Source organism: Pseudomonas sp. GW821-FHT09C10 (assembly GCF_059418085.1).
Genome location: NZ_JBWKPE010000019.1, coordinates 10,479 through 27,744, shown reverse-complemented (window position 1 = coordinate 27,744; position 17,266 = coordinate 10,479). Strand labels below are relative to the sequence as shown.

Sequence of the window (17,266 nt, the reverse complement as noted above, 5' to 3'; positions counted from 1 at the left end):
TCTGGTGGATCGCAGAGGTGCAAGCCTATGCGTCTACTGGCGCGAGGTCGAGTGCAGCGGACCGGTCGCCTCTGAAGGATATTCTTGGCGTGTATGCAATACGGTCAGGATCTCGACCTGTTCCATAACGCGATAGACGACCAAATAGTTTGGATGAACAACCATTTCACGAGTGCCGGACAAGCGCCCTTGCCTGAATCCGTATGGCATTGACGACAAACCCTCAGCGGCCTCCACAATCGTACGGTGCAACGAAGCGGCGGAAGCGGCATTGTACTGCTCGATGTAATCAATAATTTCGGTCAAGGCGACGATAGCCTCAGGTCGCCATTTAACGAGCAGCACGACGAGCCTTGCGCCTCTCTTCCAGCATCCTCTCGACTTCAGCCATTGCCTCATCATGTGGAATGCTTGGGCGAGGATCATCAATGGAAGCCTGTACCTTGGCACGAAACCAACGGTCGTAGCTGGCAGCCTGCTCTTCAGTTTCAAACTCTGAAACGATGGGAGAACGTGGGATGCTCATGGAGACCTCCGGAATAGGTGCCTGCCAGTCTAATCTGTCCATGGTTTGCTGTCGTTTCTCTCGGATGTATGGCTTTCGCCGGGGCTCTGCACGCTTTGCGAGCGCCGAAGGTTAATGACCCAATCAAAGGGCAGACAAGTGCTGGCAAACTGGCTAACTGTTACTAAAAAATAATAATCCAGGCAGGGGCTTCGAAACGATGAATTTGAATGACGCCTCTTCAGTAGTAGAAATTGCAACTACACCCAGAAATAGCCAAAGCGAATCCTTCAAGGAATCCGCCGCAGACGGCCACCCCCTCGGCGGCTTCACCTGGCGCCACCCGCGCACCGACCGCGAACGCCCGGTCGTCATCATCAACGCCGCCACCTCCGTGCGTTGCCGCCACTACTCACGTTTCGCCGACTACCTGTTCGCCAACGGCTTCGACGTGATCACCTATGACTATCGCGGCATTGGCGAGTCGCGCAGCGGTTCGTTGCGTGGGTTCAAGGCGTCGTGGTCGGATTGGGGCACGCTGGATTTCGAAGCGATCCTGCTGCGGGCACAGCGGGAGTTTCCAGGCCAGCCGATTGATGTGGTCGGCCACAGTTTTGGCGGTTGTGCGGCGGGACTGGGGGCATCCGGCGCGGTGATCCGGCGAATCGTGACCGTGGGCGCGCAGTTCGCCTACTGGCGCGATTACGCCGCCGCCGGGCGCTGGCAGATGTTTGCCAAATGGCATGTGGTCATGCCGATGGTCACGGCACTCTGCGGGTATTTCCCCGGCAAGCGCCTGGGTTGGCTGGAGGATACGCCGGCAGGCGTGGTGCGCGACTGGAGCACGCCAACGCCCAGGTATGAGACACGGCCCAGCGGGCGGGCCCTGGCGGACTTGCCATTCAGTCGCGTAAAGGCGCAGATGCTGGCGATCAGCATCACCGATGACCCCTTCGGCACCGTGGCGGCGATTGAACGGTTGCTGGGTTACTTCGACGGCAGCGAGCGCACCCATCTGCGCATCGCCCCGGAAGACATCGGCGAAAAACAGGTCGGACATTTCGCGTTCTTTCGCAGCGAGTATCAGGATCGGTTGTGGCCGATTGCATTGGCATGGCTGCAACACGGTCAATTAACGGCGGATACCCTTGGGATTTCCCTCAACCTGCGCTTCAATACCCCACCCAGATCCTGACCCAAGGACGTGAGCCCATGGCCTCGCCGAACAAGCAGCAAAAACGTGCCCACCGGGCCAAGGCCAAGGCCAAGCAGAACCGCACCCAGCGCGCCGTCGCGAGCAAGCCGGATACGTTTGCCGGCGATGACGACCGGATTGACCTTGAATCAGTGGATTTGACCGAGCTGTTCGTGGAGATGCGCACCGCCGGCGAGACCAGCCAGCAGGCCCTCTGCGCGGTATTCCTGGCCCACCCGCTGCTCGCGCTGGTGCTGGAGCAGGAAGGCGAAGAAGAAGCCACCGACTTTATCCTGGCGGCACTGATCGAGTATCAGCAGTGGGCCACCGACAGCGACGATGAAGCCGCCGCACTGGCGTGGATTGAATCGCCGCAGTTCCAGGCGGATTACGTCGCCGCATCCGAGGCCCTCACCAACTAAAACCAAATGTGGGAGGGGGCTTGCCCCCGATAGCGTGGTACCAGTCAATTAGATGTCGACTGACGCACCGCCATCGGGGGCAAGCCCCCTCCCACATTTGAACTGCGGCGCAATCAAGCACCGCATTCCATCACATCAATTCAGCACCGCAGCGCCCACTCTCTGCGCCTTGCGACGGCTGGACACAATCAACCCCGCCGCCACTACCAGCAAGCTCAAGACCCCAGTCGCGATGATCTCGACCCGGTGCGCTTCCTGGAACAGCATGATGGTCAATGTGCCAACGATAAACACCATCACCGCGTAGGTCAGGCCTGGGAACAGCCACATCTTGAAGACAATTTTCTCGCCCGCCGCCATGCGCTTCTGGCGCATGCGCAGTTGCGACACTGCAATCACCAGGTACACCAGCAACGCGATGGCGCCAGAGCTGGCCAGCAGGAATTCGAACACCGCTGCCGGTGCCACGTAGTTGGCAAATACCGCCAGGAACGCCGCGCCGGTGGACAGCAATACCGCCCAGTAAGGCGTGCCGCTCTTGTTGGTGCGCTTGGCCACGGCCGGTGCATCGCCGCGACGGCCCAGGGAGAACAGCATGCGCGAAGCGGTGTACAGCGCCGAGTTCAGGCAGCTGGTCACGGCAACCAGGACCACCAGGTCGACGATCAGCTTGGCGTTCGGGATACCCATGCGTTCCAGCACGGTCTGGTAGGAACCTACGGCCGCCAGGGTCGGATCGTTCCAAGGCACCAGGGACACGACGATGAAGATCGACAACAGGTAGAACAAACCAATCCGCCAGATCACCGAGTTGGTGGCCTTGGTGATTTGCTGGCCTGGGTTCTTCGATTCAGCGGCGGCGATGGTGACGATCTCGGTGCCCATGAAGGAGAACATGGTGGTCAGGATCGCGGCCAATACCGCGCCCATGCCGTTGGGCATAAAGCCTTGGGTGTCAAAGAGGTGGGAAACGCCGCTGACCTGGCTGGTCGGCAGGAAGCCGAAAATCGCCGCCAGGCCGAGGATCACAAAGCCCACGATCGCCACGACCTTGATCAACGCGAACCAGAACTCGAACTCACCGTAGTTCTTCACGCTGAACAGGTTGGTGGCCGTCAGCAGCAAGGTAATGATCAGCGTAAAGGCCCAGATGGCCACATCCGGGAACCAGGCGTTGAGAATGGTCGCGGCCGCGTTGGCTTCCAATGGAATCACCAGCACCCAGAACCACCAGTACAGCCAGCCGATGGTAAAACCGGCCCAGTGACCGATCGCACGGTCGGCGTAAGTGGAGAACGAACCGGTGTCCGGCGACGCCACGGCCATTTCGGCCAGCATGCGCATCACCAAGACCACCAGCGTTCCCGCTGCGGCATATGCCAGCAAGACCGCAGGGCCGGCGGCAGCAATCGCATGGCCGGAGCCGACAAACAAACCGGCACCAATGACGCCGGCAATCGACAGCATGGTGACGTGACGCGGTTTGAGCCCCTGTTCGAGGTCATTGGAGCTTTGCGTACTACTCATTGACACACCTTTGCGAGGAATTGCGAAAACGGTCCGCCCGGCCTGGGCTCTTCCTCGTGAAAAGAAACCAACAGGGCGTTCTTTATTTTTTACGCAAGATTTGCGCCAAAATGTTACAAAGCCGCGATTGACGCGGCCTGTAGGACGATTCAACAGTCATCGCAAGTCATTGAGAACAATGGCATTCCGCTATAGCGTTACCGTGCGACTCACTTTCAAGACGAACAAGTGCACCAAAAACACACACGAAAAGTACGCGGCGCGCCATAAAAGGGCCGATCACTACCGTTTGCCGGTTTAACCCTTCCAACACCCGGCCAAAGCTGGCACCATCGCGCCCTTTTTCACGCGAAGCCTGCGGGATTCACGGGTTCAAACGGTTGTTCGGTTGTTGATGGCGCGACACCCTGCTGTGCCGATGCGACACCCTGCCGCACACCGCCCGTTTACCGCCCGCCACGCTGTTGGCCGCCATCAGGACGCTATGCTAGCTTGGCGCCTCGCCAGGAAGGCGGCCCAACAGCGAAGATCGCAATGAACACAATGAGGACCCCACATGGCCGAGGCCACGCCCGCGCTTGAAATCCGCAACTTGCATAAACGCTATGGTGAGCTGGAGGTACTCAAAGGTATCTCGCTGACCGCTCGCGACGGCGATGTGATCTCGATCCTGGGTTCCTCCGGTTCCGGCAAGTCCACGTTCCTGCGCTGCATCAACCTGCTGGAAAACCCGCACCAGGGCCAGATCCTGGTGGCCGGCGAAGAACTCAAGCTCAAGGCCGCGAAAAACGGCGAACTGCAGGCCGCCGACGGCAAGCAGATCAACCGCCTGCGCAGCGAAATCGGTTTTGTGTTTCAAAACTTTAACCTGTGGCCGCACATGAGCATCCTCGACAACATCATCGAGGCCCCTCGCCGCGTGCTCGGCCAAAGCAAGGCCGAGGCCATAGAAGTGGCCGAAGCCCTGCTGGACAAGGTCGGCATCGCCGACAAGCGCCATGCCTACCCCGCGCAATTGTCCGGCGGCCAGCAACAACGGGCCGCCATCGCGCGCACCCTGGCGATGCAGCCCAAGGTCATCCTGTTCGACGAACCCACTTCAGCCCTTGACCCGGAAATGGTCCAGGAAGTACTTAATGTGATCCGCGCGCTGGCCGAAGAAGGCCGCACCATGCTGCTGGTCACCCACGAAATGGGCTTCGCCCGTCAGGTGTCCAGCGAAGTGGTGTTCCTCCACCAGGGCCTGATCGAAGAGCAAGGATCGCCACAGCAGGTGTTTGAAAACCCGCTTTCGGCGCGCTGCAAACAATTCATGTCCAGCAACCGCTAACGGAGCAACATGCATGCAGAACTATAAAAAATTCCTTCTGGCCGCGGCCGTCTCGATGGCGTTCAGCGCCACGGCCATGGCAGAAACCTTGACCATGGGGATCGAAGCGGCCTACCCGCCGTTCAACAATAAAGACGCCAGCGGCCAAGTGGTCGGCTTCGACAAAGACATCGGCGACGCCCTGTGCGCCAAGATGAAAGTCGAGAAGTGCGACGTGTACGTGTCCGACTGGGACGGCATCATCCCGGCCCTGAATGCCAAGAAATTCGACTTTCTGGTGTCCTCGCTGTCGATCACCGACGAGCGCAAGCAAGCCGTCGACTTCACCGACCCGTACTACTCCAACAAGCTGCAGTTCATCGCGCCCAAGGCCGCCGCAGACTTCAAGACCGACGCCGGCTACCTGAAGGGCAAGGTCATCGGCGCCCAACGCGCGACGCTCGCCGGCACCTACCTGGAAGACAAGCTGCCTGACACCGAAGCCAAGCTCTACGACACCCAGGAAAACGCCTACCTTGACCTGACGTCCGGCCGTCTCGACGGGATCCTCGCCGACAAGTACGTGCAGTACGAATGGCTCAAGAGCAAAGACGGTTCGGCCTACGAGTTCAAGGGCGACCCGGTTGTCGAGAGCGACAAGATCGGTATCGCCGTACGCAAGGGCGACCCGCTGCGCGAGCGCCTGAACAAAGCCCTGGCAGAGATCAAGGCTGACGGCACCTACAAGAAGATCAACGACAAGTACTTCCCGTTCAGCATCGAATGACCTGAACGGCCTGCCCGGCGCGCTCACTTGAGCGCGCCGGCTTTCAGCAATGCCTGCCGCGATATGAAAACACCATGAATTTCGATCTCTACGGATTCGGCCCGGCGCTCGCTGCCGGCGCGCTGATGACCGTCAAACTGGCGCTCACGGCATTATGCCTAGGGCTGGTACTCGGCCTCGCCGGTGCCCTGGCCAAGACTTCCCCGTACAAGCCGTTGCAATGGCTGGGCGGTACTTACTCGACAATCGTTCGCGGTGTGCCGGAGCTGCTGTGGGTGCTGCTGATTTACTTCGGCACGATCAACGCCATGCGCTCACTGGGTGAGCTGCTCGACATTCCCGACCTGTCCCTCAGCGCCTTTGCCGCTGGCGTGATCGCCCTGGGCCTGTGTTTCGGCGCCTACGCCACGGAAGTGCTGCGCGGTGCAATCATCTCCATTCCCAAAGGCCACCGCGAAGCGGGTGTGGCACTGGGCCTGTCGAAGTTTCGTATCTTTACCCGGTTGATCATGCCGCAGATGTGGCGAATCGCCCTGCCGGGCCTGGGCAATCTGTTCCTGATCCTGATGAAAGATACCGCGCTGGTCACGGTCATCGGCCTCGAAGAAATCATGCGCCATGCGCAGATTGCCGTAACGGTTACCAAACAACCTTTCACCTTCTATATGGTCGCCGCATTCATCTACCTGGGCCTGACGTCGCTGTCGATGGTGGCCATGCACTTCCTGGAACAACGCGCCGCCCGCGGCTTCGTGAGGACGACGTAATGGAATGGGAAGTCATCATCAAGTGGCTGCCGAAGTTTATCCAGGGCGCCATCCTGACCCTGGAGCTGGTGAGCATCGCTGTGATCCTCGGCCTGATCCTGGCCATCCCCCTGGGTATCGCGCGCTCGTCCAAGCACCTGTCTGTGCGCGCCCTGCCCTACGCCTATATCTTTTTCTTTCGCGGTACGCCGCTGCTGGTGCAGTTGTTCCTGGTCTATTACGGCCTGGCCCAATTCGACAGCATCCGCTCAAGCTTCATGTGGAAGTATCTGCGCGACCCGTTCTGGTGTGCCACCGCCACCATGACGCTGCACACCGCCGCGTACATCGCCGAGATCCTGCGGGGTGCCATCCAGGCCATTCCGCCTGGGGAAATCGAAGCCGCCCGTGCGCTGGGCATGTCCAGGCCCAAGACGCTGTTCTACATCATCCTGCCCCGGGCCGCGCGCATCGGATTGCCGGCCTACAGCAACGAAGTGATCCTGATGCTCAAGGCCAGCTCGCTGGCGAGCACCGTGACCCTGCTGGAACTGACCGGCATGGCCAGGACGATCATCGCGCGCAACTACCTGACGGTGGAGATGTTCTTCACCGCCGGCGTGTTCTACCTGCTGATCTCCTTCCTGTTGGTACGCGGCTTCAGGCTGCTGGAACGCTGGCTGCGCGTCGATGCCTGCCAGGGACGTTGAAGCCCGCTTCGAGGCGCTGGATGCGTTTCTGATCGAACACCAAGGGCTGTGGCGACCACGGCCCTTTGTGCATCGGCAGTTGCCTTGGGAAACCGAGCATCCGCAACTGGCCCGATGGCTGCGTCAACGCTCGTTGTCCGACGCGGAAACCAGCCATAACCATCCCCACACCCTACCGGCGCCAGCGCCTTTTCCCTCACTGGCCCGCGAAGCCCTGCGCCTCAGTGCTGTGGATAAGTTACCGACGCAGCCCCTGCAACCCGCGGCGCGCCGCCTGAATGTCGACGTACCCGGGCGCAAGTGGCAGCAAATCGAAGCCTTCGGCGCCGCGCTGCAGTTTGCGCAAACACCCCGGCACTGGCTGGACTGGTGCGCCGGCAAGGGCCACCTCGGCCGCCGCCTGTTGCACACCGGCCAGCAACTGACCTGCCTGGAATACGACCCGGCGCTGATCGCGGCAGGCCAGGCCTTGAGCGACCACCATGGCCTGCCCGTCACCCATCGCCTGCAAGATGTCATGGCGGACGTAAGCCTAGACCCCGAGCACACCCCCGTCGCCCTGCATGCCTGCGGCGACCTGCATGTGCGCCTGCTGCAACTGGCCAGTGCCGCCGGCTGCAAGCAACTGGCCGTAGCGCCGTGCTGCTACAACCGCATCCACGCGAGCGCCTACCAACCGCTGTCCGAAGCGGGCCGTGCTTCCACCTTGCGGCTGTCGGTCGACGACCTTGGCCTGCCCCTCAGCGAAACCGTCACGGCCGGCAAACGCGTGCGGCTGCAGCGGGACACCTCAATGGCCCGCCGTCTGGGTTTCGATCAGTTACAACGCCAGTTACGCCACTGCGACGAGTACCTGCCCACACCGTCCCTGCCCGCCGGTTGGCTGGACAAACCCTTCGCCGACTACTGCCAGGCGCTGGCCAGTCTCAAAGGGTTATCCACAGGTGAACAGGATTGGGCGGCGCTGGAAGCGCACGGCTGGCGACGTTTGGCCGAGGTCAGGAACCTGGAGTTGCTGCGTGGGCTGTTTCGGCGCCCACTTGAGCTGTGGCTGGTCCTGGATCGGGCACTGTTTCTGGCCGAACGTGGCTACAGGGTCGAGGTGGGCAGCTTCTGCGAAACCGCACTGACACCACGCAACTTGATGGTGCTTGCCGAGCGCGATTAAGGGGCAGGATTGTCGCACCCCAGCCTGTGGATAACTCTGTTGATGGAATCTTTACAAGACCTGTGGCCATCTGCGCTACAGGCAAAAAGCCACGTTGTTCATTTTTTGTTCACAGAATAAAACGCACGTAAAACAGGCAGTTGCGGCGTGTTGAGAACGGTTGCACAAAACAGCAGTTTCGTGACACCTGTACCCCACCGATTGTGCATAAGCATCTGGCGTCAAGCGTATAAACCGTGCTTTAGGCGCGCTTTTTACGGGCGATCAATAACCGGCAAAGTTCACTGATATCGTCACCGGCCAGGCTCGGTACCGAGCCGGCCAGCGGGTCGGCCGCAAAGGCCAGGGCTTCGCTGATCGCCGGATCACGGTGGACGACTTCCAATGGGTATTCGCCCCGACGCAGCTTGAAGGCATCGAGCATATCCAGGTTGAACGCCGAGTTTTCATCCAGTTGATTGATCACAAAGTGACAACGGGGTGGGCGTTCACGCTCAAGGTGGGGCGCCAGCAGTGCGTCCAATTGATCCAGCGTGCCGAGGCAAGCGGCATTCGGTTGGGCGACCACCAGCACAATATCGGCCACGCTCAACGCCTGATGGAGATAAACGTTGTTCCCTGCGGGGGTATCGACGATCACCGTATGCCCTTCGCTCAGCCCCAGTGCCGACAGGCGCTGAGCCAGCCACTTCGGTTCACGGGTCAACCAACGTTGCAGGTTTTCCTTCTGTTGGGTGTCGGTGTCGCCAAAGGGGATAACCTGACATCCGGCGAACCCCGATTGCAGAATGCTCTGCCAGGGTCTGTTGAGCAGGCTGCTACGGCCCACGCCGGGTAGCTCACGATCGACACCGAAGTGCTGGTGCAAGGCATTCTGGGGATCCAGGTCCACCGCCACGACCGACTCACCCAGACGCTGCAGGCCGCTGCTCAGCGCCGTAGCCAAGGTGCTGCGGCCCACGCCACCATTGACTGACACCAACGCCACAACGGTCGGGCGCAGCGCGCTCAATGGTTCATTTTGTGGGTGTTCATGGGCATAAGTCCCCTGAGCACTTAGGCGCGAACCCTCTTTTTGGTTTACCCGAGTGCCATCATCGAACGGAATGCTGCCAAAAAAGTGCAAGCGCGCATTTCTTCCCGTAGGGTCCCGGGAAACGCCCTTGCCGAACAAGGCAAATAGATCATCAGTGCGGCTCATAGCCGGAGCTCCTTTACAGCGCCATTTAAAGACGTGAAAGGTCGGCAAGGTGAGGCTTCACCGCAGGTCTTTTTGTAGGCGTCTTCGTTGCCATATTCTGTGACAGCGCTAACGAGGTGTCATTATTTTGATGAAACCCACACCACCCTTTCAGACGAGTGGAAAAAGGCCAATTTCCTGACGCATATTTACTCCAATTCAATGGCGGTGATTTCATCGTGCCATTGTTTTTTACCCAGTATCACCGCACCATTGCCGCACCTTCAATGCTGCAAGCTTGGGTAATCGCAGTGGCGTTACGCTTTAAACTCCCGCGGATTCTGTACGGTCTTGCCATCACGCTGTTGCTGGGTGGCGGCCTGCTGGGCGATTTGCTCGCCGATTGGGATTTCAGCCAGATCAGCCGCCGCGCCGAGTCGCTTTACGGGCCGCTGGGCCCCGGGCGTCAGCGCATCGATGCGTGGCAACAATTGCTGTCAACGCAAAAGCAGGTAAGTGAGGCCGAGCAGCTCAAAGTAGTGAACTTGTTCTTCAACCGCCAGTTGCACTACGAGGAAGACATCGACCTGTGGCACGAGATTGATTATTGGGCGACCCCCATTCAATCCCTGTGGAAAGGCGCAGGCGACTGTGAAGACTACGCCATCGCCAAATACTTCAGCCTGCGGCATCTGGGCGTACCGGCCGAGAAGCTGCGCATAACCTACGTCAAGGCCTTGCGCCAGAACCGTGCGCATATGGTGCTGACATACTATGCAAGCCCCGAAGCCATGCCCTTGGTGCTGGACAGCCTGATGGACCCCATCCTGCCTGCCAGCCAACGTCCGGACCTGCTGCCTGTCTATGCGTTCAACGGCGAAGGGCTGTGGTTGACCGGCGCGACAGGCAACAAAAAAGTCGGTGACACCAAGCGCCTGTCACGCTGGCAGGACGTGTTGAAGAAAATGAGCGCAGAAGGGTTTCCGGCCAGTTCGGATAATTAACAGGAGCTACGATGTCACTGTTCAAACAATTGCTGATCGCTATCTGCGTGTTCCTGGTGGTCGCGTTCAGCGGTAGCTTCATCGTCAGCCTGGAGAGTTCGCGTACCCAGTACGTCAACCAACTGCGCTCCCACGCCCAGGACGCGGCCACCGCGCTGGCACTGTCGCTGACGCCGAACATCGACGATCCGGCGATGACCGAACTGATGGTCAGCTCGATCTTTGACAGTGGCTACTACGCAAGCATCCGCGTGGTGGACCTGAGTAATAACCAGGTGCTGGTGGAGCGTGCCGCCGAGCCGGACGCCAGCAGCGTACCGGCCTGGTTCGTGAAGATGATCGGCCTGGCGCCGGCCGGCGGCGATGCCATCGTCAGCCGTGGCTGGCAGCAGGCGGCACGGGTTGAAGTGGTCAGTCACCCGATGTTTGCCCTGGCAAAACTCTGGCAAAGCGCACTGGGGAGCCTGGGTTGGCTGCTGATCTGCGGTGCCGTGAGTGCGGTATTGGGCGCGCTGTTGCTGCGCCGCCAGTTGAAGCCGTTGGATTATATGGTGGAGCAGTCCCACGCCATTGCGCGTCGCGAGTTCCTCAGCCTGCCCGATCTGCCCCGCACCCCCGAATTACGCCGTGTCGTGCAGGCCATGAACCAGATGGTGGAGAAGCTCAAGGCGTTGTTCCACGAGCAGACCGAGCGCAGCGAGAAGCTGCGGGTGGAGTCCTATCAGGACAGCCTGACCGGACTGGCCAACCGTCGCTACTTCGAGATGCAACTGCAATCGCGGGTCAGCAACCTCGAAGAGTCCAGTTCGGGCTACCTGCTGATGTTGCGGGTCAACGATTTGAGCGGCCTCAACCAGCGCCTGGGCGGGCAGCGTACCGACCAACTGTTGCAGGCCGTCAGCCAGCAGCTGGTGCGAACCTGTGCCAAATACCCGGAAACCCAAAACCTGATCACCCGCAGTCGAGGTGGCGAGTTTGCGGTGCTTGCCCCTGGCCTAGTGCGGGACGAAGCGCTGCAACTGGCCCAGGCGCTGGAAAGCACCCTGCAAAGCCTGCACGAAACGGGCGCCACCGACCTGTCGACCGTGGCCTTCATCGGGCTGGCGCCGTACAACCCTGGCGATGCCTCGGCAGATCTGTTGATGCTGGCCGACCAGGCGCTGACCCAGGCCGAAGCCAGCATTGGCCAAAGCTGGGTGTGCCTGGAACACCAGACCACGGGCACCGCCAGCGACGATCCGCACAGCTGGCACACATTGCTCGACGACGCCCTGAACCAAGGGCGCTTCCGGTTGTTTTTCCAGCCCGTAGTCAGCAGCAGCGACACCCGACAGGTGCTGCATTACAAGGTGCTGTCCCGCCTGCTCGATAATCAGGACCAGACCATCGCCGCCGGCCACTTCCTGCCTTGGCTGGAGCGCTTCGGCTGGACCGCGCGCCTCGATCAACTGATGCTCGACCTGGTGATCAAGCACCTGACGCAGCACACTCCAGCGGTGGCGCTGAACCTCTCGGCCGCGACCTTGAATGACCCACAGGCCCTGGAGCGGGTTTTCGAACGTCTGGCCCAGCACCCGGCTCTGGGGCCGCGCTTGACGCTGGAGATCGGCGAAGAGCAAGTGCCTGAGCAAACCCAGCTGGAGCGTCTTACCCGCCGTATGCGCAGCCTGGGGTACAGCCTCGGCCTGCAACGTTTCGGTGGCCGCTTCAGCATGATCGGCAACCTGGCGAACCTGGGCCTGGCGTACCTCAAGATCGACGGCAGCTACATCCGAGCCATCGACCAGGAAAGCCATAAGCGCTTCTTTATCGAAGCGATCCAGCGCGCCGCCCACAGCATTGACCTGCCGCTGATTGCCGAACGAGTAGAAACCGAGGGTGAGTTGCGAGTGATTCGCGAGATGGGTATTGAAGGCGTGCAAGGCCAACTGGTCGGAGAACCGGCGCCCTGGAAGTGAAGCACTGACGCATCGTGCCTCCTTGACGGGTACGCCGTGAAGGAGGTGCGTGGGCGTCAGATCAAACCGGTTTCATCGTCATTGATCAACTCGCTCAAGCCACCCAACGCCGCCCTGGCCTGGGTACGCTCCAAAAACTTGGCCTGTGCTGCCGGCGGCAAGTCGGTGATGCTCATCACGTTCTTGGTGATCAGTACCTGGATCAAGTCATCCAGCACTCGAATCATCTCAAGGTCACTTTGCTTGAGCTGTTTGAGGCTGTTGTCGACCAGATCATCGGCAAACCACGCCTGAATCTCATGATGGTCAGCCGGCAGCGTCTCGGTGGCTTCGGCGTAGGCCTGCGCCTCGACGCGAATCAAAGCGTTGTGTTGATCGCGTTGCACGTAGAACATCAACGTTCTCCCAATAAAAAATCCCTGCAGGCGCCGCGCACGGCCCCCCAGAGATTACACGCATTTTTCCGAAGCCGATGCCAACGGGGCGCCAATCTCGAAAGATTGACGCCCCGTGGGTGATCAGTCGTGGTGCTTGACGGTCAAGTCGCCACCGGCGATCAGGTTGTTGATCGCGGTGCTGCCGGCCCCCCAGTTGGCGCCATCGACCTTGATGGTGACATCAGCCGTGCCGCCACCCGACGCCGTGAACGACCCGGTGCTGCTGACGCTCAACGTCGAATTACCCGCAGAGTCGGTGGTCAGCTTCAGGTAGCTGGACAAGTTGTTGTCGTTATTGCCCTGGAGCAAATCGGACAGGTCCAGCTTGTCGCCTTCGCCGTGCTTGAAGTCGGTGATGCGATCGAAGCCGCCACTGGTGTTGGTGTCGCCCTTGAGCCATACGAAGGTGTCTGCACCCGCGCCGCCGGTCAGGATGTCGTTACCCTTGCCGCCCACCAGGATGTCGTTGCCGGCACCGCCGGAGAGGGTGTCGTTGCCGCCCTGGCCGAACAGGATGTCGTTGCCGGCATTGCCGATCAGGGTGTCGCCGCCATCATTGGTGCCATAGATGTTCGACGCGTTGGCCAGTGCACCGACGTCCTGCACATGCTCGGTGATGTACTGATGCAAGGTGCGGTCATCGATCTGGTCGACGGTGGTGGACAGCTTCTCGGCGGCGAACGCCTTGAGTGCCGCACTGCCTTCCTGGCCTTTGTAGCTGATCAGGTCACCGAAGATGATGTCGTTGCCCGAACCGCCGGAAACGTTGTCGGCACCCGCATCGGCGGTATGGCCGGTGATGGTATCCGCCAGTTTCGCAGTGTCGATCGTGCTGACCGTCTTGTCGGTATCGAAGTACTTCTGGAGCATGTCCTTATCGACGTTGTTGCCCAGGCCGATGGCTTGTACTTCAACACCGCCCGAGACCGCAGTCGTCAACGCCGTGTAAGCGGCCTTGGCGTTTTCCAGCGCGTAGTCATAACGGCCGGAGTTGCCGGCAGCGCCCGCGACGTCGAAACCACCACGGCCGTCGGACACAACATAACCTTCAAAGGTCTTGTTGCCGGACGAGTCGTACGAGTACACCTTGCCGTCCTTGTCGACGATGACCTGCGTCTGGCCATAGATCGTTGCGGTGACCGGAGTCGTCTGGCCCAGGGTGTAGGTGTAGCCGTTGACCTTGTTGTCAAAGGTAACGTTGGACCCCCACCAGGAGCTGGTATACCCCAGGCTGATGTTGTCATACGTGGCGTTGTAGACATTCGGCTCACCATCGGTAATGAAATACGTCAGGTTTTTTGCACCGGCGTTGCTGGTGGCGTCACTGCTCTTGAACCAGGCCGTCGCCGCGTTGAAGGCATCCTGGTAGTTGGTCACGTCGCTCGGGTTGGAGGCCATATTATTCAACACGGCCTGCAAGGCAGCCTTGGCGGCAGCCTGGTCGGCCAGGTTGACCGACACTTGGGATTCAACCTTGGTATCGAAGTCGACCAGCAGCACTTTCACCACACCCGACCCCGTCAGCTTGGCGTTGGCGATCAAGGTATCGAAAATGCTGGAGAGCTGGGTTTTGATCGACGACATCGCACTCGACCCGATACTGCCCGAGGTGTCGACGATAAACGCGATGTTGTAGTTGCTGCCCGGGGTGGTGATGCCGCCCTTGTCGCCGACCACGATGTTGTTGGCCGAGCTGGAACCCAGGTCGATGGTATCCGCCGCCGCACCGCCTTCGGTGACAGGGGTGTAGACCTGGGGCTTGACCGTGATGGTGGTCGTCGCCACTGACGAACTCAGACTGTTGCTGCCTTCATTGTCAGTCACGGCGATGTCGATGGTGCGGTCACCAATGGCCGGGTACTTGCTGGTGCTGGAATACTGGAACGACTCGAGCAGCGCCTTGTAGGTCGCAGCATCCGCCACACCCGACAGGGTCAGCACGATCTTGCCGCTGACGTCGGTGCCGACGCTGGTCACGGTGACGCCTTTGTAGGTACCGCCCACTGCCACCAGGTTGGAGCTGAGCACGTCACCCGAACTGGCGTTTTTCAGGGTGATGGTCGCACTTTGCATCTGGGTGCTGTCGACGTCAGCGATGGCCACATTGCCGGTAATCGCAACACCGTTGGTGCCGCGTTCGGTGTACGAGGTGCTGAAGCCAGTTGCAACAGAGCCGTCGACGGTGCTGAGGTCCAGGGTTGGCGCGTCATTGACCGCAGTGACCACGATGCTCACTTTGCCAGTGGTCACCGCTTCAACGCCGGTGCTCAACTCTTTGGCCGTCGCTTTCACGGTCAGATCAAAGCTGGCGGTGGAGTCCTTGAACGGTGTAACCGTCAGGGTTTTCAGGTTCCAGGTGCTGACGTCGTACAGCGTGGTTGCGCCAGTCGAGGTGATGCTGTGCCCCGTGGTGCCGTCGGTAATCACGGTGCCTGCCGGCAAGCCGCTGATTTCCACCTTGTGGGATTCAGAACCGTCGTTGTCGACAAACGTGGTGGTAATCGGCGCGACCTTGATGGCGGTGTCTTCCGGCCCACGGTTGTAGACGTAGCCGGTGTAATAGCCTTCGCCGTTGACCACGTGGCTGTCACCGAGGACCGCACCGGCCGCTTTCAACGCGTCCACGCTGGTGTAGGTCTGCACGCCGCTGTTGCCCAGCGACATCGACGGGCCATTGTTGATCGACACATTGACGTCGTAGTTGCCCGCGCCGGCCTGGTTGTAGTGGTAGATATCGAGGGTGTAATAGCCCGACTCGGTCGGCGTATAGGCTGTCCCGGTAATCGCGCTGCCCTTGCTCCAGGTCTCGCTGGCGACCAACTTGCCGCCTACAGTGATGGCCAGGCTGTCATCGGCGGTACCGGTGAAGGTATAGCTCTTGCCGGCTTCCAGGTAGATCAGGCCAGAGACCTTGGTCGCGGTGCCATCCGCCACATTGCTGTTGCTGACACTGCTGGTCACGCCCGTAGAGACAGCACTCGCAGCGGTCTTGGCGTCGATCACCTTGATCAGGTCACTGGAGTTGACCACACCGTTACCGTTGGTCCCCAAATCAGTGCGCAGGGTGCCGCCGGTCCAGGTTTGAATGGTCAAGCCTGTCGGCACAGCGCCGAATGCGCCGACCGTCACGACCGGAACGTCCGTCACCGGGTGGATATCCACAGTGATGGTCTTGGTGTCGCTGTAGGAGTTGCCATCGGTAGCCTGGAACTTCAGCTGGGTGTAATCGCCTTGCATGTTACCCACGCCGGTGCCGCCGAAGCTGTTGTCGCCCGACTCGTTGGCTGCCGGGGTGTAACGCACATTGTGGTTATCGAAGTCAGCCTGGCTGAACGACTTGCCCGCCGAGGTATCGGTCTTCAGATCGTTGGTGGTGAGTTTGACCCACGTGCCGTTGACGTTGTACTCGATGGCGCCGGCAGGCAGGCTGGTGAACACCACTTTCGGGTTAGCGGAGTCTTCATCCTTGACGCCGAAGGTGGCCCAGGTCAGTTCGACCGAGGTGTCTTCGTTGCTCTGGATGTAGCCGTTGCTGGCGGTTGGAGTGTCGTCGACCAAAATCACGGTCGGCTGCCCGGTGCTGTGGGAATTCAGGCCTTCAGGGTCGGTGACGGTCAGGTCGATCTTCGGCAGTTGATTGCCGGCGTTGACGAAGTCCGCGCCCTTCTGGGTCAGCACAATGTTGTTACCGGACAGGCTGTAGTAGCCGTCCGAGTTGCTGTTACCGGTGAAAGTGATCGTCAGACCCGCGCGCGGCGTTTCTTCGTCGGAGGCCGTGAAGGTACCGGCGACAGTGCCCGCTTTAGCAGCGTTCTCATCGAGGGTATTGGCCGCGATGCTGATCACCGGCACATCGTTGTGCAGGATGACAGTCGGCTGCCCAGTGCTGTGAGAGTTCAAGCCTTCAGGGTCGGTGACAGTCAGGTCTATCTTCGGCAGTTGGTTGCCGGCGTTAACGAAGTCAGCGCCCTTCTGCGTCAGTACAACGTTGTTGCCGGACAGGCTGTAGTAGCCGTCTGCGTTGCTGTTGCCGGTGAAGGTGATCGTCAGACCCGCGCGCGGCGTTTCTTCATCGGTGGCCGTGAAGGTACCGGCGACAGTGCCCGCTTTAGCAGCGTTCTCATCGAGGGTATTGGCCGCGATGGTGATCACCGGGATGTCGTTGTGCAGGGTGACGGTCGGCTGGCCGGTGCCGTTGGAACTGGCGCCATCAGGGTCGGTGACGGTCAGATCGATTTTCGGCAGTTGATTGCCGGCGTTAACGAAGTCGGCGCCCTTCTGGGTCAACACAACGTTGTTGCCGGACAGGCTGTAGTAG

15 protein-coding genes are annotated in these 17,266 nt (G+C 60.3%); 9 read left to right on the top strand and 6 right to left on the bottom strand.

What is annotated here, in order from left to right:
- Window positions 1–33: 33 nt before the first annotated feature.
- Window positions 34–342, bottom strand: a complete 309-nt coding sequence (locus tag AC07OT_RS27920) for a type II toxin-antitoxin system RelE/ParE family toxin (RefSeq protein ID WP_051429336.1) — start codon at window positions 340–342, stop codon at window positions 34–36.
- Window positions 332–526: a type II toxin-antitoxin system RelB family antitoxin gene (relB, locus tag AC07OT_RS27915; protein WP_081744416.1), complete on the bottom strand. Its 195-nt coding sequence runs from the start codon at window positions 524–526 to the stop codon at window positions 332–334. Before relB ends, AC07OT_RS27920 begins: the two co-directional genes overlap by 11 nt.
- 199 nt (window positions 527–725) lie before the next feature.
- On the opposite strand from relB, the gene AC07OT_RS27910 reads away from it, so the two are divergent.
- Both AC07OT_RS27910 and AC07OT_RS27905 read left to right on the top strand, forming a co-directional pair.
- Window positions 726–1,700 (top strand): alpha/beta hydrolase family protein, encoded by a 975-nt coding sequence (locus AC07OT_RS27910; RefSeq protein WP_495109597.1) that lies wholly within the window; start codon window positions 726–728, stop codon window positions 1,698–1,700.
- A gap of 17 nt (window positions 1,701–1,717) precedes the next feature.
- On the top strand, window positions 1,718–2,122 hold the full coding sequence (locus tag AC07OT_RS27905; RefSeq protein ID WP_495109596.1) for a hypothetical protein: 405 nt from the start codon (window positions 1,718–1,720) through the stop codon (window positions 2,120–2,122).
- Between the two features lie 135 nt (window positions 2,123–2,257).
- On the opposite strand, the gene gabP is transcribed toward AC07OT_RS27905, so the two are convergent.
- Window positions 2,258–3,649 (bottom strand): GABA permease, encoded by a 1,392-nt coding sequence (gabP, locus tag AC07OT_RS27900; RefSeq protein WP_495109595.1) that lies wholly within the window; start codon window positions 3,647–3,649, stop codon window positions 2,258–2,260.
- 556 nt (window positions 3,650–4,205) lie between these two features.
- On the opposite strand from gabP, the gene AC07OT_RS27895 reads away from it, so the two are divergent.
- The 5 genes from AC07OT_RS27895 to AC07OT_RS27875 all read left to right on the top strand — a co-directional run bounded on the left by AC07OT_RS27895 (window position 4,206) and on the right by AC07OT_RS27875 (window position 8,369).
- Window positions 4,206–4,979: an ABC transporter ATP-binding protein gene (locus AC07OT_RS27895; RefSeq protein WP_027605090.1), complete on the top strand. Its 774-nt coding sequence runs from the start codon at window positions 4,206–4,208 to the stop codon at window positions 4,977–4,979.
- A 13-nt stretch (window positions 4,980–4,992) separates the two neighbouring features.
- Complete coding sequence (locus tag AC07OT_RS27890) at window positions 4,993–5,745, top strand: ABC transporter substrate-binding protein (protein ID WP_495109594.1); 753 nt, start codon at window positions 4,993–4,995, stop codon at window positions 5,743–5,745.
- Window positions 5,746–5,819: 74 nt separating this feature from the next.
- Entirely contained in the window at window positions 5,820–6,512 is a 693-nt protein-coding gene (locus AC07OT_RS27885; protein WP_027605092.1) for an ABC transporter permease, read from the top strand.
- Window positions 6,512–7,201 carry an ABC transporter permease gene (locus tag AC07OT_RS27880; RefSeq protein WP_495109593.1) on the top strand — a complete coding sequence of 230 codons (690 nt, stop codon included), beginning with the start codon at window positions 6,512–6,514 and terminating at the stop codon, window positions 7,199–7,201. Before AC07OT_RS27885 ends, AC07OT_RS27880 begins: the two co-directional genes overlap by 1 nt.
- Window positions 7,182–8,369 (top strand): methyltransferase, encoded by a 1,188-nt coding sequence (locus AC07OT_RS27875; RefSeq protein ID WP_495109592.1) that lies wholly within the window; start codon window positions 7,182–7,184, stop codon window positions 8,367–8,369. Before AC07OT_RS27880 ends, AC07OT_RS27875 begins: the two co-directional genes overlap by 20 nt.
- A 241-nt stretch (window positions 8,370–8,610) precedes the next feature.
- Here AC07OT_RS27875 and bcsQ read toward each other — a convergent pair whose 3' ends face one another.
- Window positions 8,611–9,570: a cellulose biosynthesis protein BcsQ gene (bcsQ, locus tag AC07OT_RS27870; RefSeq protein ID WP_495109591.1), complete on the bottom strand. Its 960-nt coding sequence runs from the start codon at window positions 9,568–9,570 to the stop codon at window positions 8,611–8,613.
- Between the two features lie 266 nt (window positions 9,571–9,836).
- On the opposite strand from bcsQ, the gene lapG reads away from it, so the two are divergent.
- On the top strand, window positions 9,837–10,553 hold the full coding sequence (lapG, locus tag AC07OT_RS27865; protein WP_115486522.1) for a cysteine protease LapG: 717 nt from the start codon (window positions 9,837–9,839) through the stop codon (window positions 10,551–10,553).
- An 11-nt stretch (window positions 10,554–10,564) separates the two neighbouring features.
- A complete protein-coding gene (gene lapD / locus AC07OT_RS27860; RefSeq protein ID WP_495109590.1) occupies window positions 10,565–12,511 on the top strand; it encodes a cyclic di-GMP receptor LapD in 1,947 nt (648 codons plus the stop codon).
- A gap of 56 nt (window positions 12,512–12,567) precedes the next feature.
- On the opposite strand, the gene AC07OT_RS27855 is transcribed toward lapD, so the two are convergent.
- Together AC07OT_RS27855 and AC07OT_RS27850 are read right to left on the bottom strand one after the other, a co-directional pair.
- Complete coding sequence (locus AC07OT_RS27855; protein ID WP_065940728.1) at window positions 12,568–12,906, bottom strand: tryptophan synthase subunit beta; 339 nt, start codon at window positions 12,904–12,906, stop codon at window positions 12,568–12,570.
- A gap of 123 nt (window positions 12,907–13,029) precedes the next feature.
- A partial coding sequence (locus AC07OT_RS27850; protein WP_495109589.1) for a beta strand repeat-containing protein occupies window positions 13,030–17,266 on the bottom strand: 4,237 nt, incomplete at its 5' end.

Coding starts and splice junctions, on each gene's coding strand:
- AC07OT_RS27855 (WP_065940728.1), bottom strand. CDS start 12,906: ATGTTCTACGTGCAACGCGATCAACACAACGCTTTGATTCGCGTCGAG.
- AC07OT_RS27880 (WP_495109593.1), top strand. CDS start 6,512: ATGGAATGGGAAGTCATCATCAAGTGGCTGCCGAAGTTTATCCAGGGC.
- lapD (WP_495109590.1), top strand. CDS start 10,565: ATGTCACTGTTCAAACAATTGCTGATCGCTATCTGCGTGTTCCTGGTG.
- lapG (WP_115486522.1), top strand. CDS start 9,837: ATGCTGCAAGCTTGGGTAATCGCAGTGGCGTTACGCTTTAAACTCCCG.
- AC07OT_RS27875 (WP_495109592.1), top strand. CDS start 7,182: ATGCCTGCCAGGGACGTTGAAGCCCGCTTCGAGGCGCTGGATGCGTTT.
- bcsQ (WP_495109591.1), bottom strand. CDS start 9,570: ATGAGCCGCACTGATGATCTATTTGCCTTGTTCGGCAAGGGCGTTTCC.
- AC07OT_RS27910 (WP_495109597.1), top strand. CDS start 726: ATGAATTTGAATGACGCCTCTTCAGTAGTAGAAATTGCAACTACACCC.
- AC07OT_RS27885 (WP_027605092.1), top strand. CDS start 5,820: ATGAATTTCGATCTCTACGGATTCGGCCCGGCGCTCGCTGCCGGCGCG.
- AC07OT_RS27895 (WP_027605090.1), top strand. CDS start 4,206: ATGGCCGAGGCCACGCCCGCGCTTGAAATCCGCAACTTGCATAAACGC.
- relB (WP_081744416.1), bottom strand. CDS start 526: ATGAGCATCCCACGTTCTCCCATCGTTTCAGAGTTTGAAACTGAAGAG.
- AC07OT_RS27905 (WP_495109596.1), top strand. CDS start 1,718: ATGGCCTCGCCGAACAAGCAGCAAAAACGTGCCCACCGGGCCAAGGCC.
- AC07OT_RS27890 (WP_495109594.1), top strand. CDS start 4,993: ATGCAGAACTATAAAAAATTCCTTCTGGCCGCGGCCGTCTCGATGGCG.
- gabP (WP_495109595.1), bottom strand. CDS start 3,649: ATGAGTAGTACGCAAAGCTCCAATGACCTCGAACAGGGGCTCAAACCG.